20 protein-coding genes are annotated in these 24,248 nt (G+C 66.8%); 3 read left to right on the top strand and 17 right to left on the bottom strand.

Annotated features, from left to right (window positions below; genetic code table 11):
- Positions 1-34: 34 nt before the first annotated feature.
- From B9Y64_RS18820 to B9Y64_RS18810, 3 genes are all read right to left on the bottom strand, one after another.
- A complete protein-coding gene (locus tag B9Y64_RS18820; protein ID WP_100442008.1) occupies positions 35-1,249 on the bottom strand; it encodes an ABC transporter permease in 1,215 nt (404 codons plus the stop codon).
- Positions 1,250-1,260: 11 nt separating this feature from the next.
- Complete coding sequence (locus B9Y64_RS18815) at positions 1,261-2,580, bottom strand: ABC transporter permease (protein WP_100442007.1); 1,320 nt, start codon at positions 2,578-2,580, stop codon at positions 1,261-1,263.
- Positions 2,581-2,700: 120 nt separating this feature from the next.
- Positions 2,701-4,191, bottom strand: coding sequence for a serine hydrolase domain-containing protein (locus B9Y64_RS18810; RefSeq protein ID WP_100442006.1), 1,491 nt, complete (start codon positions 4,189-4,191; stop codon positions 2,701-2,703).
- A 25-nt stretch (positions 4,192-4,216) separates the two neighbouring features.
- Here B9Y64_RS18810 and B9Y64_RS18805 point away from each other — a divergent pair, with 25 nt between their 5' ends.
- On the top strand, positions 4,217-4,813 hold the full coding sequence (locus tag B9Y64_RS18805; RefSeq protein WP_100442005.1) for an ArsR/SmtB family transcription factor: 597 nt from the start codon (positions 4,217-4,219) through the stop codon (positions 4,811-4,813).
- A 265-nt stretch (positions 4,814-5,078) separates the two neighbouring features.
- On the opposite strand, the gene B9Y64_RS18800 is transcribed toward B9Y64_RS18805, so the two are convergent.
- The 9 genes from B9Y64_RS18800 to B9Y64_RS18760 all read right to left on the bottom strand — a co-directional run bounded on the left by B9Y64_RS18800 (position 5,079) and on the right by B9Y64_RS18760 (position 15,110).
- Positions 5,079-5,834 (bottom strand): SapC family protein, encoded by a 756-nt coding sequence (locus B9Y64_RS18800; protein WP_100442004.1) that lies wholly within the window; start codon positions 5,832-5,834, stop codon positions 5,079-5,081.
- A 110-nt stretch (positions 5,835-5,944) separates the two neighbouring features.
- Entirely contained in the window at positions 5,945-6,217 is a 273-nt protein-coding gene (locus B9Y64_RS18795; protein ID WP_005409616.1) for a hypothetical protein, read from the bottom strand.
- 198 nt (positions 6,218-6,415) lie between these two features.
- Positions 6,416-8,452, bottom strand: coding sequence for an elongation factor G (gene fusA / locus B9Y64_RS18790; protein ID WP_100442003.1), 2,037 nt, complete (start codon positions 8,450-8,452; stop codon positions 6,416-6,418).
- Between the two features lie 402 nt (positions 8,453-8,854).
- Positions 8,855-9,595: a hypothetical protein gene (locus tag B9Y64_RS18785; protein WP_100442002.1), complete on the bottom strand. Its 741-nt coding sequence runs from the start codon at positions 9,593-9,595 to the stop codon at positions 8,855-8,857.
- 91 nt (positions 9,596-9,686) lie between these two features.
- Positions 9,687-10,448: a heme ABC transporter ATP-binding protein gene (locus B9Y64_RS18780; RefSeq protein ID WP_100442001.1), complete on the bottom strand. Its 762-nt coding sequence runs from the start codon at positions 10,446-10,448 to the stop codon at positions 9,687-9,689.
- Positions 10,445-11,488: a FecCD family ABC transporter permease gene (locus B9Y64_RS18775; RefSeq protein ID WP_100442000.1), complete on the bottom strand. Its 1,044-nt coding sequence runs from the start codon at positions 11,486-11,488 to the stop codon at positions 10,445-10,447. Before B9Y64_RS18775 ends, B9Y64_RS18780 begins: the two co-directional genes overlap by 4 nt.
- Entirely contained in the window at positions 11,485-12,531 is a 1,047-nt protein-coding gene (locus B9Y64_RS18770) for a heme/hemin ABC transporter substrate-binding protein (RefSeq protein ID WP_100441999.1), read from the bottom strand. The genes B9Y64_RS18775 and B9Y64_RS18770 overlap by 4 nt, the downstream gene beginning before the upstream one ends.
- Before the next feature lie 51 nt (positions 12,532-12,582).
- Positions 12,583-13,959, bottom strand: a complete 1,377-nt coding sequence (locus tag B9Y64_RS18765) for a YncE family protein (RefSeq protein ID WP_100441998.1) — start codon at positions 13,957-13,959, stop codon at positions 12,583-12,585.
- 122 nt (positions 13,960-14,081) lie between these two features.
- The gene (locus tag B9Y64_RS18760) at positions 14,082-15,110 is read right to left on the bottom strand and encodes an alpha/beta hydrolase (RefSeq protein WP_100441997.1); all 1,029 of its coding nucleotides are present in this window, start codon (positions 15,108-15,110) and stop codon (positions 14,082-14,084) included.
- Between the two features lie 280 nt (positions 15,111-15,390).
- Between B9Y64_RS18760 and B9Y64_RS18755 the strand changes: the two genes are divergently transcribed.
- Entirely contained in the window at positions 15,391-15,765 is a 375-nt protein-coding gene (locus B9Y64_RS18755) for a hypothetical protein (protein ID WP_100441996.1), read from the top strand.
- Between the two features lie 42 nt (positions 15,766-15,807).
- On the opposite strand, the gene B9Y64_RS18750 is transcribed toward B9Y64_RS18755, so the two are convergent.
- From B9Y64_RS18750 to B9Y64_RS18730, 5 genes are all read right to left on the bottom strand, one after another.
- Complete coding sequence (locus B9Y64_RS18750; RefSeq protein WP_100442098.1) at positions 15,808-16,179, bottom strand: DUF805 domain-containing protein; 372 nt, start codon at positions 16,177-16,179, stop codon at positions 15,808-15,810.
- Between the two features lie 103 nt (positions 16,180-16,282).
- The gene (locus B9Y64_RS18745; protein WP_238379937.1) at positions 16,283-17,560 is read right to left on the bottom strand and encodes a replication-associated recombination protein A; all 1,278 of its coding nucleotides are present in this window, start codon (positions 17,558-17,560) and stop codon (positions 16,283-16,285) included.
- Between the two features lie 302 nt (positions 17,561-17,862).
- The gene (gene lolA, locus B9Y64_RS18740; RefSeq protein ID WP_100441995.1) at positions 17,863-18,501 is read right to left on the bottom strand and encodes an outer membrane lipoprotein chaperone LolA; all 639 of its coding nucleotides are present in this window, start codon (positions 18,499-18,501) and stop codon (positions 17,863-17,865) included.
- Between the two features lie 111 nt (positions 18,502-18,612).
- Positions 18,613-20,556 carry a DUF3857 domain-containing protein gene (locus B9Y64_RS18735; RefSeq protein ID WP_100441994.1) on the bottom strand — a complete coding sequence of 648 codons (1,944 nt, stop codon included), beginning with the start codon at positions 20,554-20,556 and terminating at the stop codon, positions 18,613-18,615.
- A gap of 46 nt (positions 20,557-20,602) precedes the next feature.
- Complete coding sequence (locus tag B9Y64_RS18730; protein ID WP_100441993.1) at positions 20,603-22,963, bottom strand: DNA translocase FtsK; 2,361 nt, start codon at positions 22,961-22,963, stop codon at positions 20,603-20,605.
- Positions 22,964-23,196: 233 nt separating this feature from the next.
- On the opposite strand from B9Y64_RS18730, the gene trxB reads away from it, so the two are divergent.
- Positions 23,197-24,168, top strand: coding sequence for a thioredoxin-disulfide reductase (trxB, locus tag B9Y64_RS18725; protein ID WP_100441992.1), 972 nt, complete (start codon positions 23,197-23,199; stop codon positions 24,166-24,168).
- Positions 24,169-24,248: the final 80 nt, after the last annotated feature.

The following is a 24,248-nucleotide window of genomic DNA, read 5'->3' as shown; positions in this document are numbered from 1 at the left end:
ATCGGGCAGGCCATCGCCCGATTGAGAGCAGCGGCTAGACCGTACGGATCGCCTGCATCGGTGCAATCGCAGATGCCTTCAACGCAGGCGCCAGCACCGCCGCCTGCCCCAGCAGCCACAACAGCAGCGCACTGAGCGGCAGGTACGCCAACGGCAGCCGCGGCAGCTCGTAGAATCGCATCAGCCCAAGGTTGAGCCCGTAGGCCAATACCATCCCGACCACGATACCCAGGCTGACGATCAGGAAATTCTCCAGCTGGAAATAGCGCAGGATATCGGTGCGGGTCGCACCCAGCGCGCGGCGGATGCCGATCTGCTTGCGTCGCTGCTCCACCCAGTAACCGGCCAGGCCGACAATGCCCAGCGCGGTGGCCCCGAGCAGGGCGACGATGACACCCGCCAGCAACATCATCATCAGTCTCACGCTCTGGAAGTAGTCCTTCCTCAGCTCGGGCAAGGTCCGGCTGGCTTCCTGATCGAACACCACATCCGGCGCGACCGCCGCTATTGCCTGCTGCACGCGGCTGATTACCCGCGGCAGGTCCTGCGGCGAAGCCCGCACCAGATAGCGGCCGGACAGCTGCGGTCCGGGCTGGGCCGGCATCAGCACCGACCAGTCGTTGCCCAGTGCCTCGCCTCCACCCGGTTGCGACACCACCAGGTGCTCGACCACACCGATAACCGTGAAGCGACTGTCCATCGACCACAGGCTGCGCCCAATCGCCGACTCGCCAGGCCAGTAGCGTTCGGCAAGCTGGCGCGTCACCAGGATCGGCGCATTGGCAGGCACGTACTGCCCGACGGGCGCGTACTCGCCGGCTTCGGGTAGTCGTCCGGCCAGCAGCTTCAGATCCAGCGCCTGGATCGCTGCCGCATCACCCAGGTAGAAATCCAGCACACCGCCGAATACGGTCTTTGCCTCGTCGATGTTGACGCCCGCCCGCACCCCGGGCTCCCCGAATGGAACAGCGCTGATGATGCCAACGGAGCTGACACCCGGAATCGACCGCAGCGCGTCGGTCACCCGTGCGTTGAGGTCGCTTGCCTTCTCCGGATCGAAGCCGGAAAGCTGCACCACGCCCAGTGACGATTCGGCAACACCACTGTCCAGGCTCAAGGCCCGGTTCTTTTCCATCAGCATGAAGACTGCGTTGCAGAGCACGGCGCAGGCCAGTGCGATCTCCATCGCGATCAACAGGGTGGCCAGCCGATGCTTGCGCAGGGCGGCGATGATCAGTCCAGTCTGCATGACACTCTCCCTTACAGCAGCTTCAGTTGTGCCACGGGCTGGATCGAACTGGCGCGATAGGCGGGAATCGCACCGGCCACCAGGCTCGCCAGCAGGGATAGGCCGAACGTAGCCATGAACATGGTGAAGTCCAGATGGATCAGGTCCGCGTAGGCAACCGGCTGTGAGCGGATCACCCACAGGCCCAGCAGTGTGAGCAGCAGCCCACCGAGGCCACCTGCCATGCCGATCACGCCTGCCTCCAGAAGGCATTGCATGAACACCGAGCGCCGGCTGGCACCGAGGGCCCGGCGCAGGCCGATCTCTCCGCCATGTCGCATGAAGCGGGCCAGCAGCAGCCCGACGACGTTGGCCAGGCACACCAGCAGGAAGGCAAATGACATCGCCGCCTGCACCTTCACATCGCTGGGCACCACCTGATTGAAGTCCAACCACTCCATCAACGAGCGCAGCCGGGTGTTGTCCGCGTGCCGGAACCGGCCCAGGCGCTGCTGCTCGGCTGCATAGTTGGCCAGGTAGTGGCGATACGAGGCCACCTTTTCCGGACTGCCAAGTTCGACCCATACGCCCACCGCCACGCAGGGCGAGTTCAGCAGCGCGCCCGGCTTGTCCGGCATCGCCCAGCAGGTGAAGGGCTGGAAATCACCTTCATTGATGTCCAGGCTGGTGGACATCGGCAGGAAGACGTCGTCGGCCGCCGCATAGAAGCTTGAGGTCTCCCCACCTGAGAACCGCCCTCCCCTCACCTTGTAGAACAGCGGCGAGGGCCGCCATTGGTCCAGCACGCCGATGATCTGTACGTGGGTGTCCTTGACCCGCAACGTCTGGCCGACACTGTCGCGGCCGCCAAACAGGCGCTCGTTCAAACGCGAGGAAATGACCGCCACACGCCCCCGGCGCTGGTCATCATCGGCTGTCCATGCCCGGCCGTACCGGAATGGCACGTCGAACATCGCAAAGAAATCGGCGGTGGTCGAAATCGAGGACCCCATCAGCGGGGTCGACCCCGCCCGATCCGAACCGAGCTTCACCGGATTGACCACCACCATGGTCTGCCGGTCAGCCTGCGCGGAAGACCAGAGGTCATGGGCTGTCCGGTAATCCATGACGTCGTGCGGCTCGCGGCCTTTCGAGCCCGGGTCGACATCAACCTGCGGATAGAAGATCTGGTGGCTCCTGCCTGGCAATGGATCGCCGGAAAGCAGGTGGGTCACGGTCAGCGTGGTCATGCTGGCACCGATCCCCACGGCGACCGCCAGAACCATCAAGGCGGTGATGACTCTGTTGCGGCCGGCGTTGTGCAGCGCCAGCTTCAGGTAATAGCCGATCATGAAGTTGCTCCCCCTTGCGTTCGTCCCGCTCCATGCAGATACGATGCCGGGGTTGCCGGAAAGGTTTAAACCAACGCCGGGGGCGATGAGCAACAACCCCGCGGGCCTGCCAGCCCGCACTCAATCCAGCGCGAATCCTGCAACCCTGCCCTCTTCATCGGGGCGGATCATGTACGGCATGAAGACGCCTGGGCCGAAGGTTGCGACATAGCGGTACATCGTGCCTTTCGCGCTGGCCTGCGTACCCTTGAAGATCAGGGTGGCCGGCTTCCCGTAGGGCCCGATCGCCTTCGACAGCCCAACGCCCAGCCCCGCCTCCAGCTTCCCGCGCAGGCTCGCGCTGAAATCCGCATAGTCACGTCCGGCCTGCAGTTGCTCGAACGTCGCACGCGCTCGCTGGGTCACTGCGGCATCTTCCCCGGGCGCAGGCCGGCTCCACGCGGCGACAATGGCTGGATGAAGCGCACTGAAGACCGCGTTGGTCAGCGTGATTCCGGCCTCCGGCGTCTTGTCCCCGAGATTGGTGAAGGCAATGATGCGCAGCCCAAGATCGGGGAAATACTCGTCGGCGGTGGTGAACCCTTGAGATCCGCCGGTGTGGCCGATCCGGGCCTGGCCGTAGACCGTGTTGACGAACAATCCCAGCCCATAATCGGCACTGCCGCCATCACGGGTCTGAACCGGGGTCGTCATTTCGATGTAGCCAGCATTGCTGACCACCCTGCCCCCGGCCAGGCCGCGATCCCAGCGCGCGAGGTCGTCCAGCGTACTGACCAGGAAGCCGGCGGCGCCACTCCAGTCCGGGTGGAAGTAAGGGGACCGGCGCAGGGCACCCGCTTCATGCCGATACCCCACGGCCATGCCCTCCAGCCGCCCAGTATCGGCCAGGGTAAAGGTATGCCGCATGCCCAGCGGCTCCAGCAGATGCCGGCGCACGTAGTCGACGTAGCGCTCCCCCGATACGACCTCGATGACACGACCGAGCAGCACATACCCGGTGTTGGAGTACGACCAGCGGCTGCCAGGTTCGAAATCGAGAGGGCGATCGCTGATGCGCCCGATCAGGCGATCAAGCGCAATCGGCTGCGTCACCCGTGCGTCGACCTCCTGTTCGGGCCCGTCGAAATAGTCGTGCAGGCCACTGGTATGGGACAGCAGTTGGCGCAGGGTCACCGCGTGCGCATGCGGTGCGTCTGGCAGATACCGGGCAAGCGGGTCATCCAGCGTGAGCTTTCCGGCTTCCTGCAGCTGCACCACCGCTGCGGCAGTGAACTGCTTGGTGATCGAGCCGATCTCGAAGGGCGTGTCGGCGCGCACCGCCAGCCCCAGGGCCACATCGCGCTGGCCATAGGCCTTCGCATGGATCTGCCGGCCGTCCTGGAGGACCATCACCGCGGCACCAGGAACGTTGAACCGACGCATGACCTGTTCGACGCCACTGTCGATCCGCCGGATCGCGGCCGCATCCAGTGCGGCGCCCTTGCCGCTGGACGGGGGAACGTGGACGACTTCCGCAGCAACAGCAGGTGTGGCGGCGGCAACCGTCGCCAGCAGCAGTCCGCCCAGGGCAATCCAAAAACGTGCCGTGCGCATCTCCGAACCCCACTTCATTCAAATTTGTACTATATTTTGAATTATGAAGTCGCCCACCGCAAGCCAGCCCTCTCCGGCACCCCTCCAGCTGACCCCCACCCAGCTTGCCGCCATGGCGTCCCCGGTGCGGATGGCGATACTGCAGCGCCTGGACGCGGAGGGTCCGGCGAGCACCCGCGAGCTCGCCGAGCGCCTGGGCCGCCCGGCGACAGCGCTCTACCATCACCTGGCGCACCTGGAGAAGAATGGGCTGGTGCGCATCAGCGAACACCGTGACACCGGCCGCCGGCCCGAGGCCGTCTACGCGACGGCGTCACCGCTGCTGTCCTCCCGCAGCGCGGTGCGCACAGCGTCCGGTCGCCGCAGCCTCGTCCGCGTGGCGGCAAGCGTCGTCGGCGCCACCCTGCGCGCCTTCGCGTCTGCGGCCACGCATGCCGCCACCCGCTTTGAAGGGCCGCGCCGCAACTGTGCGGTCAGGCACCTGTCTTTTCGCGCCGACGACCAGCGACTCGCCCGCATCAATGCACTGATCGAGGAACTTGAGGCAGCGGGCACCGATGCCGGCGCGCAAGGCGACAACATGCTGCTGACCGTGCTGATGGCGCCTGCCGCACGCAGGTCGCGCAAAACTCCGACCTGACCCTGGTGGTGGGCAGTGCCCATCGCCTGCTGGCATCCCGGCAGGAGGCGGCGACCCGGGAGGCTGCACGCCTATCCCATCCTGCAGGGCTGGATCGGGGCTGCCTGGCCGACATCGACAGCGAACCGCCCGACATCACACACGCCATGGATGCACCCGATGGAAATGCACTGCGCCATCACGCACGCCGCCTGCAGGGCGCGCTCCGGATCTGCGACGCAGCGGGCATGGCTTCCGCACTGCGGAAGCCATGCCTTGGGCCTGGTCAGGCGGCCAGGCGCTCGACCTGGCGGCGGGTCAGGTCATTGAAGCGGCCCAGCGACATCAGGTGCTGGTGGATCAGTGCCAGCCAGCCACTGCGGTGCCACTCGACCACAGTCGCTTCCGGCAGTGCAACGAACTTTTCGACGTCCACGACCAGGAAGCCGTTGAGGTTGAACTCGCGGCCATCCGGGGTGCGAATGGTCGCATTGCGCTCGACCAGCAGGCCGTTGTCGGTCAGGGCCTTGGAGAAGGCCAGGGTCTGTTCGTGCTCGCGGGTGTACTGGCCGCAGAACTCCAGCGCCTGCTGCACCATTTCGGTAGCCTTGCCATCAACGAACAGCGGCTGGCCTTCTTCGCCACCCTTGACCACGCGCGGGCTTTCCTCGTCGATGCCCAGCAGGAAATCATTCTCCGCGCCGGTGTCGATGAAGATGAAGGGGTGGCGGCGCAGGTAGGCCGGGATATAGGCCTCGTCTTCCCACAGGCCGTCCTTGATGAACAGGTTCTGGTCGGACACGCCAACGGCGGCCATCGGAACCGCGCCGGGGCCGGCGAACAGGATCGGGAAGTGGTGCAGGGCCAGCGAGAACTCGCCCAGCACCAGCGGAATGGCGTTGTTGCCGGCGGCGAAGTCGAGCTTGCCCGGCAGGATGCGCAGATCGGCATGCACATCGGCCTGCAGCGGCACCGGTCGGGTATAGAACAGGGGGGCGCCGCTCTGCGCCGCTTCGGTGGTGGTGTCGCTGGTGGTGGTCATCTTGGGAACCGTTCGATCATGCGCGCCTGCCATCCCGGGCACGCCAGCGGGAACAACCTGAATCCCGCATTATCAACAAGCTCGATGACAACGGCCACCCCAGCGGCGAACTATTTCAGCTGCAGGGGGTAGCGCTGCCAGAGCACATGGACCAGGAAACCGGCCAGCTCGGTGTCGCGGGCACTCACTGCTGCACGGATCTTGTCCAGCAGCACCATGTCACTGCAGGAACGCACGTCGGCGTGGTTGGCCTGCCCTGCCCGGCGCGCACGGTAGCGCGCAGCCCGCTGCGCATCGCTCATCGCGTACCCGAACTTGGGCGGACGACCGCGCTTGCGCGGCAGGGTCAGCTCCAGGGTTCCGGGGTCTTTGTCATCACGCATGGGCAGGGTGCGGGCGGCGGCGAGCAACGGGGGGTGCGCAATTTATCGTGAGGCATCACTTTAATCCAGCTTTTTCTGCAGTTTTGTTGCAACGCAGTGCAAAAAAAGCGCACCAACACGGATTCGCTCGTCCCTGCAGTGCGAGTGCGGATCCGAACACAAAAAGGGAGCCCGCGAACGGGCTCCCCCTTGCCTTCCTCATGCCGCGCGCACCGGCTCGTAGCCGTGCAGGTGCGCCTCACTGCTGGCCCGGCCCTGGCTGAGCGAACGCAGTGAGGTGGTATAGCCCACCAGCTGCGCCAGCGGCGCGAAGCCACTGACCTCGGCGCGCCCATCCTGATCGTCGATGCGGGCAATACGACCATGGCGACGGTTGAGGTCGCCGACCACATCACCCACCGACGCTGACGGCGAATGCACCGTCACCGCCATCACCGGCTCCAGCAGCTGCGTGCCACCTTCGGCCAGCGCCGCCTTGATCGCCTCGGCACCTGCGCGATGGAACGCCATCTCCGAAGAGTCCTTGGCATGGGTCTGGCCATCGACAAGGCTGACCTCGATGCCGACCACCGGATGACCCTGCGGGCCTTCCGACAGCGCAGCACGCACGCCCTTTTCCACCGCCGCAATGAAGCTGCGCGGCACCACGCCACCGACGATGCGGTCGTTGAACACCACCTGGTCGTCCTCGCGCGGCGATACATCCAGCACCACGTGCGCGAACTGGCCCTGGCCGCCGGTCTGCTTGACCAACCGCCCCACTACGCCGGCCATCGCACGCATCGGCGTCTCCTGGTAGGCCACGCGCGGCGCACCCACGCCGACCTCGACCTTCCATTCGCTGCGCAGGCGCTCGACCATCACCTCCAGGTGCAGTTCGCCCATGCCCCAGACCAGGGTCTCCGCCGTGTCGCGATCGGTTTCGACACGGAACGAGGGATCTTCCTGGGCCAGGCTCGCCAGGCCCTGCGCCATCCGGATCAGGTCGGCGGCGCGCGCCGGCTCCAGCCGCCAGGCCAGCACCGGTGCCTGTGCCTGGATGCTCTCCAGGCGCAGCGGCTGCGCACGACCGCTCAACGTTTCACCGCTGACTGCATCCTTCCAGCCCAGCACCGCCACGATGTCACCGGCCACAGCCTGTTCGATGTCGTGGGTCTGGTCGGCCTGCACCCGCACCAGGCGGCTGACGCGCCGCCCCTGCGGATGCTGCGAGCTGGCCACCGCATCGCCCACCCTCAAGGTGCCCGAGTACAGCCGCACGAAGCTCAGCGCGCCGTGCTGCTGGTGGGTGATCTTGAACAGCAGGCCGGCCAGCGGACCGTCCGGATCCGGCGGCAACACCACCTCGCCATCATCGCTTTCAGCGCTCACGGCAGGGCGATCCAGCGGCGACGGCAGGTAATCGACCACCGCATCCAGCAGCGTTTCGATGCCCTTGTCCTTGAACGCCGCACCGGCCAGCACAGGCACGCCCGCACCCGCCAGCGTCGCCCGGCGGATCGCCGCACGCAGCAGCCTGGCATCGATCACGCGACCTTCCAGCCAGGCATCGGCCAATGGCTCATCGTGATCGGCCACGGCTTCGACCAGTGCATCGCGCTGTGGTTGCCACTGCGCACGCGCAGTGTCGTCCCACGGCGTAATGGTCGTCGCTGCACCGTCCTGCCACTGCAGCACACGCTCGTCGACCAGATCGACCCAGCCGTTGAAGTCGCTTTCGCTGCCCAGCGGCACGCCCAGCGCCCATGGCCGCGCCTGCAGCTTGTCCTGCAGCTGCTCCAGCACGCGCCCGAAGGAGGCGCCAACGCGATCCATCTTGTTGACGAAGGCAATCAGCGGCACGCGATGGCGGCGCGCCTGGCGCCACACGGTTTCGGACTGCGGCTGCACACCATCCACGGCCGAGAACACGGCCACGGCACCGTCGAGCACGCGCAGCGAACGCTCGACTTCAATGGCGAAGTCGATGTGGCCGGGGGTGTCGATCAGGGTCAGCCGATGCGGCGGCAGGTCGCGCGGCGCCCACTGCGCCTGCACGGCGGCAGCGCCGATGGTGATGCCACGTTCGCGCTCGATCGCCGAGAAATCGGTGGTCGCGTTGCCATCGTGCACTTCACCGACGCGATGGATCTCGCCGCTTTTCCACAGCAGGCGTTCGGTCAGCGTGGTCTTGCCGGCGTCGATGTGGGCAATGATGCCGAGGTTGCGACGGCGGGAAAGGACTTGGGTGTTCATGAGAAAGGTTCCTGCAAAGCCAACTTCGGGGGCCGCGCACCCCGGTTGGCGACAGGGTGCGCGGCTAGCGTTCGGTCTCGGCGATCTGGTGCATGGCACGTTCTCCTTGCGGTACTGGGTGATGGGTAAAACGAAAAGAGCGCCCCGGAGGGCGCTCTGTCGAAGGTCCAGCGATGGCCGTTTCAACGGCCTCGTGGGGCTCCAGGCAGACACGCCCGTTCCGCGCTTGCGCGGGTCAGGGTGAAAAACTTCAGGAGCGGCATCCGGTTCATGGGGCGCATTCTAGACCTGCCAATCTGGCGCGCAAGTGAATATTGCGCGCATGAATGGAACGATGCGGCCGGTCGGCGTTGGGGTCAGATCCCTTTGCCACAGGCAAAGGGATCTGACCCCAACAGTGTCTTACTTGCAGTCGTGCAGCGTGCGCGCCTCGCCCACCGTAGCCGCCCGCTTCTCGACGGTGGGTACCCAGCCCTTCAGCGACATCGACGCATCGGCACCCGGCTGTCGCGGCCCGTCGTGGATCAGCAGCTCGGTCCAGCTACCCACCGGTGCCAGTTCGGACAATCGCGCAGCCTGGTCCTCGTCGGTACTGAAGGTATCGTCCGGCGTGGAAGGCCTGGCCTTGTTGACCGTCTCGGTCTTCAGCGCACGCACCCGCACCGCGCCATCCGGCAGGCGCTGGGTGATCACCTCGTAACGCTCCACGCCATACGCCCACGAGCGTTCGCCGGTGCTGTGCCGTTCGCTGCCGTCATCGGAAAAATCGAGCGTCTCGCCGGTCACGCCTGCCAGCCCGGCGATGCCACCGATGCCGGCCATCATCGCCTCGTAGGCGACCATCTGCCGTTGCTCGAGGGTCAGCTTGCCAACCTCCGGTTTCATGCCGGGCAGGCTCAGGTATGCGACCTTCCCGCACAGCAACAACACACGTTGATCGTCCCAACCCATCAGGGTTTCACCATTGGCGAAGTACTGGGTCGTGAACGACGTCACCGCAGCGCCCGGCCCCATCGAGTAGCGGGTCTCGATACTGGCGGCGTGCTCGGCCGCATGTTCAAGCGACAACGTGCCGGCATGTGCGGCACCGGCGAGGGCGATCAGCGAAACAGACAGCGCACAGCGGCGCACGATACGGTTCATCGGGGTCAATCCTTTGAAAAATGCGAACCGCCCATGATAGTGGGTTGTGCAGCGGCCGCTACGACCACGCCAGGGCGCCGGCAGATCCAGGCTAGGTCACCACCACCAGCGGCACACCACGCCGCGGATGCTCCAGCACCACCACGTCCTGCTGGTAGACCCGCTGCAGGTTGTCTTCGGTGAGCACCTGCAGCGGCGTACCATCGGCCGCCACCCTGCCCTGCTCCAGCAGCACGATGCGATCGGCATAGCCAGCGGCAAGATTCAGGTCGTGCAGCACCACGATCACGCACGCACCGGCTTCGGCACAGGCGCGCACGCTGCGCAGCGTGCGCTCCTGGTGGCGCAGATCCAGCGCAGCCGTGGGCTCATCGAGCAGCAGCAGCGGCGTGTCCTGCGCCAGCACGCGCGCGAAGGTGGTCCGGGCAGACTCGCCACCGGACAGCTGCTGCACCTCGCGCAGCCGCAACGCCTGCAGCTCGGCAGCAGTGATCGCCGCCTCCACCTGGGCGTCATCCCTCGCCGGATCAGGAGGATGCGGCAGCCGCCCCATCGCCACCACTTCCTCCACGCTGAAGGCAAAGCGCACGCCGTGCTCCTGCGGCATCACCGCGCGTTCGCGCGCCAGTGGCCCCGCCCTGTAGCCGGCCAGTGGCCTGCCCAGCAGGCTTACCTCGCCCGCGTCAGCACGCAGGTCGCCGGCGGCCACCGCCAACAGCGTGGATTTACCCGCGCCATTCGGGCCCACCAGGGCAGTCACCGTGCCCGGCTCGAACGCCAGCGAGATGCCATGCAGGATCTCGCGCTGCTGGCGGCGCACCACCACTTCGTGCAGCTTCAGCAGCACGCTCATGGGGCCGCCTTGCGGCGCTGCTGCAGCACCAGCCAGAGGAAGAACGGCGCGCCCAGCGCGGCCGAGAACAGGCCCAGCGGAATCTCCGCCGGCGGATCGAGCGTGCGCGCAGCGGTGTCTGCGACCACGATCAGCAGTGCACCGAGCAGGCCGGACAACGGCAGCAACCAGCGATGGCCCGGGCCGACCAGCAGGCGTGCCACGTGCGGCACCACCAGGCCGACGAAGCTGATCGAACCGGCAAAGGCCACCGCCGCGCCCACCAGCAGCGCACTGAACGCAACCAGACGGCGGCGGGTGCGGGTCACATCCAGCCCCAGATGCTGCGCCTGGCGTTCGCCCAGCGCCAGCATGTCCAGCGGCGTGGCCAGTCGCTGCAGCGCAAACACGCCCAATGCAAACAACGGCACCACCGCCGCCACGTCGGCCCAGTTGGCACGGGCCAGCGAACCCATCTGCCAGAACACCAGCGATTGCAGTTCACTTTCGCTGGCGATGTAGGTGAGGAAACCGATCAGTGCCGAGCAGAACGCTGCCATCGCGATACCGACCAGCAGCAGCGTCGCGTTGCCCGTACCCTTGCCGGGCCGGGCCAGCGCATAGGTCAGGCCGATCGCCAGCGCGCCGCCAGCGAATGCCGCCACCGGCACCAGCCAGCCGGCCGCACCGGCAGCCCCAAGCACGATGGCGGCCACCGCCCCCAGTGCCGCGCCCTGGCTGACACCGACGATGCCGGGGTCGGCCAGCGGATTGCCGAACAGCCCCTGCAGGCTGGCACCGGCCATCGCCAGCGACGCACCGACCATGGCGCCCAACAGGGCACGCGGAATGCGCAGCTGCCAGACCACCGCCAGATCGCGGCTGCTGACCGCCTGCGGATCGAGCAGGCCCAGCTTCACCGCCAACGCCTGCATCACCTCCAGCGGCGGCAACCGCAACGGACCCACGGCGAACGACGCCAGCACTGCCCCCAGCAGTGCCAGCAACGCCACCAGCAACATCGTCCGCCCGCGACGGCGGCGCCGATCCGCCGGACTCATGCCTTCGGCAACGCCGCCAGGGCCTTGGCCAGGGCCAGCGCACCGGCGCCGGAACCCACGCTGGTGTACTTCAGCTGCACATCCGGCATCACCCAGACCCGGTTGGCCTGCCCGGCCGGGGTCTGCTTCAGCGTCGGGTACGACTTCCACAGGCCTTCGGCGCCGCCGAACAGCTGCAGGTCATGCTCGGTCACCAGAATCACTTCCGGTGCCGCGGCGACCACGCCTTCATTGCTCAGCTGCGAGTAGTTCTTCACCCCTGCCTCGGTGCCGATGTTGACACCACCGGCCAGTGCGATCAGCTGCGCCGACGCACTGTCGGCACCGGCAACGGTCGGTGCGCCCCCGGCACCGGTTGCCGAGACGTGGATCACTCGTGGCGCATGGCCCAGGCCCTTGCCAATCGCTGCAGCCTCGTCGAGCTGACGCTGCAGCTGCGTGGCAAGCGTCTGCCCTGCCTCGGCCAGCCCTAGTGCGGCGGCCACCTTGCGCACCTTGTCCGGCGCCGGCTGCAGATCGTCGATGACCACGGCCGGCTCGCCCACTTCGCGCAGCTTTTTGGCCAGCTCGGTGTGGCGGCGCAGGCTGTTGCCGAGGAACAGCGAGCCCTGCAGGCTCAGCACGCCCTCCACGCCGGTGGTCCGGTTGAACAGGAACTGGTGCGGCGCGGCCAGGCCGGCCTGGGTGGTGGTGTTGGTCGGCGCGGCAAATACCTGCTTGCCCAGGCCCAGCGCCTCGATCACCGCAATGACGTCGTCACCGCCGGCGATGATGCGACCGGTGTCGGCCACCTCGACGTCGGCGCCATCGTCGGAGTGCACCTTGGCCGGCAACACGGCCTTCTGGTCGTGCACGGACGGCATCCCGGTGCCGGCCACGCGCTGCCAGCCTGCGGGCAATGCGGTTTCGGCAGCTGCCGTTGCGGCGGGCGGCTCGGCCGCCTTCTGGCCATCAGGCGGCGTCGACGAACCGCTGCAGGCGGACAGCGCCAGCGAAACAGCCAACGGAAGCGCACACAGGCGCAGACGGGACGCGATGTTCATGGACGTTCTCCTTGCTGGCAGGGCGACGCGCACGCCGCCCCGCCGTGTGACTTACTGCTTCGGGGTGATGCGGGTGATGCGGTCACCCTTCGGGTCTTCGGCACCGCGCGACTTGTTCACCGCGAACACGTTGCCCTTGCCATCGGCACGGACATGGTTCGGCAGCGTGCCGCCATCGAGGTTGGCGACCACCTTGCCGTCACCGTTGACCACGGTGACCGTGCCGGCGCCGCGGTTGCTGACGTAGGCCAGGCCGGATGCATCATCGAAGGCGACGTTCAGCGCGCCGGCACCGACCGGCACGTCGTGCAGTACCTTGCCGGCGGCCACATCGACGATGAGCAGGTTGTCGGTACCCTGCGAGGCGACGTACAGGCGATTGCGCGCCGCATCGAAGGCCACGCCCGAGGCGCTGATCGAATTGCCCAGGTCGATGACCTTGTCGACCTTGCCACTGGCCACATCGATCACTGCTGCTTCAGGGGTACCGATGCTGACGGTGAACAGCTTGCCGGCCTTTTCGTCCAGCACCAGGCTCATCGGGGTGAACTTGCCGTCATCCACGCCGGATTCCAGCGTCACTGCCGGCAGTTCCCTGAAGGTCTTCGCATCGAACACCGACAGGTGGTCCTCACCCGTGGCCGAGGCGAACACCTTGCCGTGGGCGCCATCGACCACCACGTCGCGCGCATGCGGCACGCTGTCGACCGGGAACTGGTGGACCAGCGACAGGTCCTTCTGGCGGTAGACGGCGATCGAGTTCTGGCGGGTGTTGGTCACCCAGACGTTGCCATTGGTGTCATCCACGCCGACGCCGTAGACCGCATAGACCGCGCCATTGGTGCTGCCCGGCACCTGTGCCGGGGTGATCGCCCTGGTCACCTTCAGCGACTTCGGGTCCAGCTTCAGCAGCTGCGACTGGGTCACCGGCGGGCGGCCGACCGCCGAGGTCACGAACACCGCATTGCTGGCGGCGCTGTAGGCGGACTGGTACAGGCCCGGCACCAGCTTGTTGGACTGGGTGGCGAACTGCGCCTGGCCGGACAACGGCAGCTGCGGCGACACGCGCAGCTTCAGCACGGTGGCTGCGGCCGGCTGGCTGGCGCGCACCACCACCGGGTGGGTACCCGGCACCGCGTCGCCCGGAATGCTCAGCTGGGTCTTGAAGTTGCCATCGGCGTCGACCACCACCGGCTGCGCGTTGAGCACGCTGTCGCCACGCAGCAGGCTGACCTTCTGGCCCGGCACGAAGCCACGGCCGACCACGTCGGCGGTACTGCCGGGAACCACGTTCTCACCGCGTGAGACAACCTCACCCTTGAAGGTGGCGTTGGCCGGCTGGTCGAACACCGGCTGCGCGGTGGCGGTGACCGCCAGCAGCAGGCCGGCAGCGAGAGAGGTAAGGCGGAGGGACGGACGGAACGACATGGCAGGCTCCTTGCACACGTAGGCCGCGCCACGTGGCGCGGGATTCATCGGTTGCCTGGGCCGCTGCTCGCCGGCAGCCTCGCCTGGGTAGTGGGGTCGCACGGCATCGCGTGCGGAGGGATTCATTCGGCGGCGTTGTCACCGCCATTGGACGCGCCATCGCCGGCACTGCGGTCGGTCACGCCGTACAGCTCGTGCAGCGCGGCGTGGAACGAAGCCGGCAACATCGGGCCGTGGCCGAGGCCGTCGAATTCGCGGTACTGCACGCTCAGGCCCGGCACCTTGCCCAGCCGTTCGGACAACTGCATCGCCGCATCCGGTGTGGCACCGCCGATGCGGCGCAGGTGCGCGACCACGCGCGGGTTGTTCATGTCGCGCTTGCCGCGATCACCAACCCGCTCGGCACCGCCCAGCATCAGCCAGAGCTTTGCCGGCTGGCCGTGCACGTTCTGCACGAACTGCTGTTCCGGATCACCCAGGGCCGCGCCCTGGCTCCACCACAGCGACGGGCTAGCGGCCAGATAGGACTGGAAGGCTGCGGGGCGGGTATACAGCGCATTGAGCACGAACAGCCCGCCCAGCGAGTGCCCCCACAGCGCTTGCTGCTGCGCATCGATGCGTGCGCGACGCTCGACTTCGGGCTTGATGCGGCGCTCGATCACATCGAGGAAGGCCGCAGCACCACCGCCGACCGCCTGGGTGCTGCCGCTCTCGTCGTCCGCGCGGTCGATCCACGCGGTGTAGTCGCGGGTGCGCGCCTTGGAGTCGATGCGCAGGTCGTTGTCGTAGCCGATCAGCACCAGCACCGGCGGCACCTTGCGTGCGGCCAGCTCGGCCAGCAGCGGCTGATCCAGCACCATGGCGACGGCGTTCCCGTCCAGCGCGTACAGCACCGGCAATGGCGCCTTGCCGGCCCGGGCCGGAATCGCCAGGTTCACCCGCCAACGGCGTTGCTGGTCCGGGCTGTCCACCACGAAATGTTCAAAGCGATAGCTCGCCGCCGGCTCGTCGAGCACGGTGTGGCCGATCTTCTGCAGCGGATTGCGCTGCTGCGCATGGGCGTACGGGGTGGCCAGGAGCAGACCCATCATCAAGGCGGCCAGTCCGCAGGCCAGCGGCCCACGGTACGAAGGCAGGACGAAATGCTTCATCGGCGGCGGCAGGAGCGGCCCATGGCCGCCGGTTCACAAGGGACCGCAGTCTACCTCAAACGCGAATGATTATCACATCGATCAAACGTCACGCTGTGTATCACGCGCGCGCATGCCCCGGTTGCGCAGAGGGCAGCAATTCACCTATTTTGCCGCCCACCGGGGCATTGGATCGCCCCGCTTCCAGCGCAGCCATGGATGGCGGGCACGTGCCGCCCACCGGGTTGCGTTCATCTGCGCACAACCGCCATGGGATTGGATCCCATGATTGTGAGACCCCTTGAAGCACACTGCACTGATCGCCCTTACCTTCGGCCTGCTCGCCCCGCTGGCCGCCCACGCCGCACAGGACCTGCCGACGCTCTACCAGGCCTATGAAGAAGCCGGCAATTCGACGCTGAGCATGGAAGAACTCAACCAGACGGTGACGTTCACCGCGGTGGCGCTGGGTGTTTCCAGCAACCTGCAGGGCGAGCCGCTGATCGAGGCAGGCGATGACCAGGGCAATGTCCTGGCCCGGCTGACCACCTCCGATGACCAGCAGGCCGCCAAGCTGGGTGCCCTGGAAGAAGGCGCCGTTTTCACCGCCAGCTGCACGCTGCAGTTCAGCTCCGGCACCGACTACCTGTCGTTCGGCGATTGCACCCTGAAGTAATCGTGCTTCTGAAGAGCCGGGCCATGCCCGGCTCCCACAGCGTCAGGGCCCGGTGGGCACCGGACCGTATGCATTGTCCTGCGGTGTGCCCGGCAGCAGCGCGAACACCAGGATCACCAGGCCACCGAACGGAATGAAGGCCAGCAGGTACATCCAGCCCGACTGGTTGCAGTCATGCAGGCGGCGCACGGTGACGGCGATGACCGGAAGCAGGGTGGCCATCCAGAACACGACAAACAGAATGACCGACGCGATGCCCAGGCCGTCGGACTGCATCATCAACGCGGCGATGAGCGGCACCATCAGGACGGCTGAGACTATCAGCATGAACAGTTGGAACATCCAGTATTCGCGACGGTTGGCACGACCCTCGAACTGGGCGTAACGCTTCAACGGCAGAATCATTTCCTGCACGGCATCCATCCTTGAAAAAAGTAGCCGCGCAGTGTGCCAAATGCGGGCACGCAGGACAATGCAGCGTCGAGCCATGCCCGACCCTGCACGAGCACCAGCCGGCTCAGCGGCCCTTTGCCGCCCGCGCCGCTTCGCGCTCGGCGCGCAGGCGGTCCAGCTTTTCCTTCAGCTTGATCTCCAGGCCGCGTGGCACCGGGTTGTAGTACACGCGTTCGCCCATCGCATCCGGAAAACCGGTCTGGTCCAGCGCGATACCACCTTCGGCATCGTGGTCGTACTGGTACTCGGCGCCGTAGCCCAGCTCCTTCATCAGCTTGGTCGGCGCGTTGCGCAGGTGCAGCGGCACTTCTTCGGTGCCGCTTTCGCGCACATCGGCCTTGGCCTGGTTGAAGGCCGCATAGCCAGCGTTCGACTTGGCGGTGCTGGCCAGATAGAGCACCAGCTGGGCGAACGCGAGCTCGCCCTCCGGACTGCCCAGCCGCTCGTAGATGTCCCAGGCTTCCAGCGCCATGCTCTGCGCGCGCGGATCAGCCAGCCCGATATCCTCGATCGCCATGCGGGTCAGCCGGCGCGCCAGATAGGATGGATCGCAGCCGCCATCGAGCATGCGGGTCAGCCAGTACAGCGCAGCATCGGGATTGGAACTGCGTACCGACTTGTGCAGTGCCGAGATCTGGTCGTAGAACTGCTCGCCGCCCTTGTCGAAGCGGCGGGTGCGATCGGCCAGCACCTGGGTCAGGGTCTGCGGGGTGATGCGACCGCCCTCCCCGCCCGCCAGTTCGGCGGCGATCTCCAACAGGGTCAGTGCACGGCGCACATCACCATCGGCAGCGGTGGCGATTTCCAGCAGCAGCTCGGGCGCCACTTCGATGTGCTCTTCGCCGAGCCCGCGCTCGCGATCACCCAGTGCACGCTGCAGCGCCTCGACGATGTCCGTGGGCGAAACACCTTCCAGCACATGCACGCGGCAACGCGACAACAGCGCCGAGTTCAGCTCGAACGACGGATTCTCGGTGGTGGCGCCGACGAACAGGATGGTGCCGCGCTCGATGTGCGGCAGGAAGGCGTCCTGCTGCGCCTTGTTGAAGCGATGCACCTCATCCACGAACAGCACCGTGCGCCGGCCTTCGGCGAAGCGCTGCGCAGCCTCGGCCAGCACCTGGCGCACCTCCGGCAGGCCGGACAGCACGGCGGAGATGGCGCGGAATTCGGCGTCGGAATACTCGGCCAGCAGCAGCGCCAGCGTGGTCTTGCCGCAGCCCGGCGGCCCCCACAGGATCATCGAATGCACGCGACCGGATTCGACCGCGCGGCGCAGCGCGCTGTCCGGCGCCAGCAGGCGCTTCTGCCCGACCATTTCGTCGAGGGCGCGCGGGCGCATGCGCTCGGCCAGCGGGCGCAGATGTTCCCGATCGACGCTCAGCAGATCGGGGCCAGGGAAGGAAGTGGAGCGATGTCTTGGCACCCGCACATTGTACCGCCATGACCGGTAGTGCCGGCCGCTGGCCGGTAGGTCAGAAGCGTGCCAATCAACGGTTGGCACCCACCCGGTTGGCACCCACCAGAGCCGGGCCATGCCCGGTAGTGCCGGCCGCTGGCCGGCAGGTCAGAAGTGTGCCAACCAACGGTTGGCACCCACCCGGTTGGCACCCACCTCAATTGCCGATACGGCTGGCAGCCACCTCAATTACCGATGACGTCGGTGCCCTTCGGCGGGGTGAAGCTGAAGGTGCCGGCGGCGAAGCCCGGGTTGCGCTTCCAGCCACTGAAGCTGATCACGGTGCGCTGGCCGACCGCGTCGGTGATTTCCATCTTCGCCAGGCCCTGGGCATTGAAGCCCAGCGCGGCGTACTGGAAGCTGGCTTCGGTATCGCGCTTCGGCGACAGCGACAGCCACTGCAGGCCGTCGCGCTGCGCGGCCTCTTCACTGACGTCGTACTGCTGCTCCAGCAGCGCCGGGTTGATCAGTGCGGTCAGCGGGCTGTTCTGCTCTTCCTTGCCCTGCTCGCGAACAGTGGCCTGCTCCAGGTCCGGCTCGTACATCCAGACCTTCTTGCCGTCAGCCACGATCAGCTGTTCGTGCGGGCGCACGTATTCCCAGCGGAACAGGCGCGGCGCCGACAGGGCCACGCGGCCGCTGGTCGATTCCTTCACCTTGCCACGGCTGTCGAACACCTGCTGGCTGAACTGGCCATCCAGGCCCTTCAGGCCGCCGGTGAAGGCCTTCAGGTCATCGCGAGCGCCAGCCCAGGCGCTGCCGGCAGCGGCGCAGGCCACGGCCAGGGTGGTGGTGGCAAGGAAACGGCGGAAGCGGAAGTTCATGCGGAAATCCTGTGGGCGCGGGCGCCAGGAAAGGTGGTGGCCAGTGTGCCCGGGCAAAGATGAATGGGCGATCAGGGCGACATTATGCCGCCCCGAACGTCCATCGGCGATTCAGCCGCCGGATGCCGGCAGCTTGCCGTACAGCACCTGGCCACGGAAGCCGCGCCGCACTTCGCGATACAGCGCGCGGAACGCGGAGTAGTCCTGTGGCTGGCACAGTGCCTCCGGGCCACGCACCGCATTCTGCTGCAGGCGATGGTGCACGATCACCTCCTGGCCCTCGCGACTCCAGTCCACCCGGTACTCGCCGGCGGCGTTGGCAAAACGCTGGCTGGCCGGGATGGCGATGATCGGTGCGTTGGCCGGGAACTGCAGGCGATAGGTTTCCTCGCGCAGGCTGGCATTGCAGTAGAACGGCGTCTCGTTGGCTGGCGCCGAGGCGGTGGCGTACAGCCCGCGCACCGACTCGCCACCCGGCGGGTCCGGTACGGCCATGCCGCCGGCCACGCTGAAGTCGGCGTAGTCCTCGGCCTGGAACGCCATGCGGTAACCGAACGGGCGGGTCAGGTCGACCGGCACGCCCTGGATCTGCAGCTGCCCTCGCCCGTCGAAGCCCGAAGACGCCATGATCTGCTCTTCAGCGCGCGCACGGTTCTGCGCATTGAGCTGGGAGAACTGGGCGCGCATGCCGATCTCGGCGTTCTCGCCCAGCTTCGGGATGGTCTCGCCGCGCAGGTTGCCGTTGGCGTCGAAGGTGAAACGCACCTCCATCGAGGTGGCATTGCGCTCGGGCGTGTTGGCCGGGGTGCGCGCCAGCGTCGCGTCGCGGGTACGCATCACCGGCGCACCCAGGTCACCTTCCGGCAACTGCCCGAAGCGCGCCCACGCAGTGGTCGAATCCAGGTACAGATCGAACTCGGGGATGTAGGTGATGGCGTGGTTGAAGCGGCCCAGCACCGGAATCTTCGGCAGCGTCGGGCCGCCGCCGGCACCGATCAGCACCGGCGAGCTGGCGATGCCCTTGGCCGCCAGCAGCGCCTCCAGGATCGTCACGTGGTCCTTGCAGTCACCGTAGTGGTTGTCGAGGACGCTCTGCGCGCTGTTCGGCTCCAGGCCACCATTGCCCAGGTACACCGCCACATAGCGGATGTTCTGCGCCACCCAGCGGTAGAGCGCATCGGCCTGTTCGCGGCGGTCGCTGATGCCGGCGGTGACCTGGTCGGCCAGCGCCTGCAGTTCCGGCGTGACCTGCGCGGCCGGGCCGGCCTTGAGCTGGTAGGCGCGCCCCATCTGCGACCAGTCACGATAGGTGCTGGCCATGATGTTCGGGCCGAACTCCCAGCCGGCTGCCGACCAGTTCTGCGCTGGCATGGCCTCGCGACGCTGGTAGCGCCAGCGCCACTGCGCCTGGCCGTTCTTCACCGTCGGGCGATCGCTGCCCTGCACGCCGCGGCTGTCGACGAACATCGGCAGGTTGGCCGGCGCGCTCAGGGTGACCTCGGCGTCCTCGTACTCGGTGAACACATTGAAGGTCTCCCACAGGCCGAAATAGCCCGGGAAGTACGGCGTGGCCTGGGTGCGGCGCACCTGGTAATACAGGCGCGTGCCCGGGGCCAGGTTCGGGAACACGATCACCCGCACCTTGCGGTCGGCATACATCGCCGCCGAAGCGCTGGAGTAGCTCTCCTGGGTGTAGATGCGGTCGGCCGGCACGTCGCGGCGCTGGCCGTCGGCGGTGATGGTGTAGGCGCCGAGCACTTCCAGCGTCTCCATCTTCTCGCTGTAGCTCAGCCGCACCTGGCTGAACTGCTCGACGGACGCCTTGGTCTTGAGCAGGACTTCGTAGGTTTCGGTCTGCACATTGCCCGCATCCGGCCGCACCTGGTAGTCGGCGCGGTAACGGACAATGCTGAAATTATTGCTGGCTTCGGTATCGCCGCTGGTGGAAGGCGGCGCCGTGGCGGGCGCGGAGGTGGCGGTTTCTGCCAGAGCCGGGCCGGCAGCCAGGAAGGCTGCCAGCGCCAGTGCCAGCGCGCTGGGTACGGGGTGAAGCATGCGTCGGTTCCTTGGACGTCGTGGGGGATACGTCGGGCCTTGGGCCTTACTTCGGCGGCGGCGGTGCCAGCACCGTGCGGTCGCCGTTGTGCTCGGGCGGGCTGACCACGCCGGCCGCTTCCATGGCCTCGATCAGTCGCGCTGCACGGTTGTAGCCGATCTTCAGCCGGCGCTGCACGCCGGAAATCGAGGCGCGGCGGGTCTCGGTGACCACCCGCAGCGCTTCGTCATACAACGGGTCGGACTCATCGCCGGCAGAGCTGTTCTCGGGCAGGCCGGTGGCACCGACCACCACGCCGTCGCCCATCGTCTGCACTTCGTCCAGCACGCCGTCGACATAGTCGGCCGGACCCATCGCCTTGAGGTGTTCAACCACGCGATGCACTTCCTCGTCGGAGACGAAGGCGCCGTGCACGCGCTCGGGCATGGCCGTACCCGGCGGCAGGTACAGCATGTCGCCGTGGCCGAGCAGGGTCTCCGCGCCGGACTGGTCGAGGATGGTGCGCGAGTCGATCTTGGAGCTGACCTGGAAGGCGATGCGGGTCGGGATGTTGGCCTTGATCAGGCCGGTGATCACATCCACCGACGGACGCTGCGTGGCCAGGATCAGGTGGATGCCGGCCGCACGCGCCTTCTGTGCCAGGCGTGCGATCAGCTCTTCCACCTTCTTGCCGACGATCATCATCATGTCGGCGAATTCGTCGATGAAGATGACGATGAACGGCAGCGTCTCCAGCGGTCGCGGCGCCTCGCCCAGTTCCGGGTTCGGCTTGAACAGCGGGTCCATCAGCGGCTGGCCGGCGTCCTGGGCTTCCTTCACCTTCTTGTTGAAGCCGGCCAGGTTGCGCACGCCCACTGCGCTCATCAGCTTGTAGCGGCGCTCCATCTCGGCCACGCACCAGCGCAGGCCGTTGGCGGCCTCCTTCATGTCGGTGACCACCGGCGCCAGCAGATGCGGAATGCCCTGGTAGACGCTCAGTTCGAGCATCTTCGGGTCGATCATCAGCATCCGCAGGTCTTTCGGCGAGGCCTTGAACAGCAGGCTCAGCACCATCGCGTTGACCGCCACCGACTTGCCCGAACCGGTGGTACCGGCCACCAGCAGGTGCGGCATGCGCGCCAGGTCGGCCACGGTCGAGCGCCCGGCGATGTCCTTGCCCAGCGCCAGGGTCAGCACGCTGGCCGACTTGTCGTATTCCTTCGAACGCAGCAGCTCGGACAGGTAGATCATCTCGCGGGTGACGTTCGGAATTTCCAGGCCGATCACCGACTTGCCCGGAATCACGTCGACCACGCGCACCGACTTCACCGACAGGCCGCGCGCGATGTCCTTGTCCAGCGAACTGATCTGGCTGACCTTGATGCCCGGTGCGGGCTCGATCTCGAAGCGGGTGATGACCGGGCCAGGGTTGGCACCGACCACCTGGGCTTCGATGCGGAAATCCTTCAGCTTGAACTCGATCTGCCGCGACAGCGCGTCCAGGGTTTCCTTGTCGTAGCCCACCGGCTGCGGCTTGGGGTCGTCCAGCAGGGCCAGCGGCGGCAGGTCCGAGCCATCGCCGTTGACGCCACGGAACATCGGGATCTGCGTGTCGCGCTTGGCCCGGTCACTCTTCTCGATCACCGGTTCCGGGCGCGGCTCGATCTTCACCGGCTCGCGCTTGGCGCGCACCTCGGCATCGGCCTTGCGCACTTCCTGGCGCTCCTCGCGCATCACCCGGGTCTGCTGCCACTCGGTGACTTCTTCCTTCTTGCGCGCCAGCAACGGCGCCAGCGACATCACGCCGCGGCCGATCTTCTCCATCACCGTGAACCAGGACAGCCCGGTGGCCAGGGTGATCGAGGCCAGCAGCAGCACCAGCACGAACAGGTTCGCACCCAGCGCACCGAAGCCCACCGTGAGCGAATTGCCGACCAGCTTGCCGAGGATGCCGCCGGCACTGGAGACATCGCCACTGAACAGGCGTACATGCAGGAAGCCGGTGCCGGCGATCAGGAAACCGACCAGGCCGACCAGGCGCAGCGCCGGGTCCAGATCGTTCTCGCCCTTGCTCTCGCGCTTGAGGCCGAACATGGCGATCCACGCCAGCGCGCCCAGCACCACCGGCAGCAGGAAGGCGATGTAGCCGAACAGCTGCAGCAGCACGTCGGCGATCCAGGCGCCGGCGCGGCCACCCAGGTTGTGTACCGGCGCGACCACGCTGCCGGTATGCGACCAGCCCGGATCGGTAGCTGAATACGTGAAAAGACTGGCCGCCAGGTACAGCAGGGCCGGCGCGATGGCGATCAGGCCCAGATCGCGCCAAAGGCGCTGGCGGCGTGGATTGTCGGTCGTCGCCGCCGCGGCCGTGCGACGTGACGCCTTGCTGTCGTCGGACTTGGAGCGTTCGGGGACCTGCTTCGCCACCTTAGACCATACCTTTGGAATGCGCTGTTAGTGATTGATAATAAATGAGACGGCGTCAGTTTTCAGTTATGCGACATCTGACAGAGTCTGTAGAGGGCCGGAACCACCGCTGGATGACGGCGTTCTGTTCATCGGCTTGAATCGCCCTGCCCCAGCCGCCACTCTATGACTTGCCACGGATGCTGCGCAAACATCGCCAGCGCCTTGTCCCATCTACCTTTTCGCGAGTTTACATGAGCACCAGCCTGCCCTCCCGCCACCAGCGCCTCGTCATCCTCGGTTCCGGCCCGGCCGGTTGGACCGCCGCCGTCTACGCCGCCCGCGCCAACCTGAAGCCGGTCGTCATCACCGGCCTGCAGCAGGGCGGCCAGCTGATGACCACCACCGAGGTGGACAACTGGCCGGGCGACGCCCATGGCCTGATGGGCCCGGACCTGATGGCGCGCATGCAGGCCCATGCCGAGCGCTTCGAGACCGAGGTCATCTTCGACCACATCCATACCGCCGACCTGTCGCAGCGCCCGTTCAAGCTGATCGGCGACAGCCACGAGTACACCTGCGATGCGCTGATCATCTCCACCGGCGCCACCGCCAAGTACCTGGGCATCCCGACCGAAGAGGAGTTCAAGGGCCGCGGCGTCTCCGCCTGCGCCACCTGTGACGGCTTCTTCTACCGCGACCAGGACGTGGTCGTGGTTGGTGGCGGCAACACCGCCGTGGAAGAGGCCCTGTACCTGTCCAACATCGCCCGCAAGGTCTACCTGGTCCACCGCCGCGACACCCTGAAGGCGGAGAAGATCATGCAGGACAAGCTGTTCAGGAAGGTGGCCGAAGGCAAGATCGAGACCGTCTGGCACCACCAGGTGGAGGAAGTGCTGGGCAACGATGCCGGCGTGACCGGCGTGCGCGTGAAGTCCACCCTGGACGGCAGCACCCGCGACATCGACGCCCATGGCTTCTTCGTGGCGATCGGCCACCACCCGAACACCACCCTGTTCGACGGCCAGCTGGCAATGAACAACGGCTACCTGGAAATCCGTTCGGGCCTGGGCGGCAACGCCACCCAGACCTCGGTGGAAGGCGTGTTCGCCGCCGGCGACGTGGCCGACCAGCACTACCGCCAGGCGATCACCTCGGCCGGCTTCGGCTGCATGGCCGCGCTGGATGCCGAGCGCTACCTGGACGCGCAGGGCAAGGCCAGCTGAGGCCTGCGTCGCACCCTGTCTGACCTGGAAGGCCGACGCGAAAGCGCCGGCCTTTTCTTTTCAGTAGTGCCAGGCCATGC

Source organism: Stenotrophomonas maltophilia (genome assembly GCF_002799245.1).
GTDB lineage: Bacteria > Pseudomonadota > Gammaproteobacteria > Xanthomonadales > Xanthomonadaceae > Stenotrophomonas > Stenotrophomonas maltophilia_S.
The sequence above is the reverse complement of the archived record's forward strand: the minus strand, read 5'-3'. Positions and strand labels throughout refer to the sequence as shown.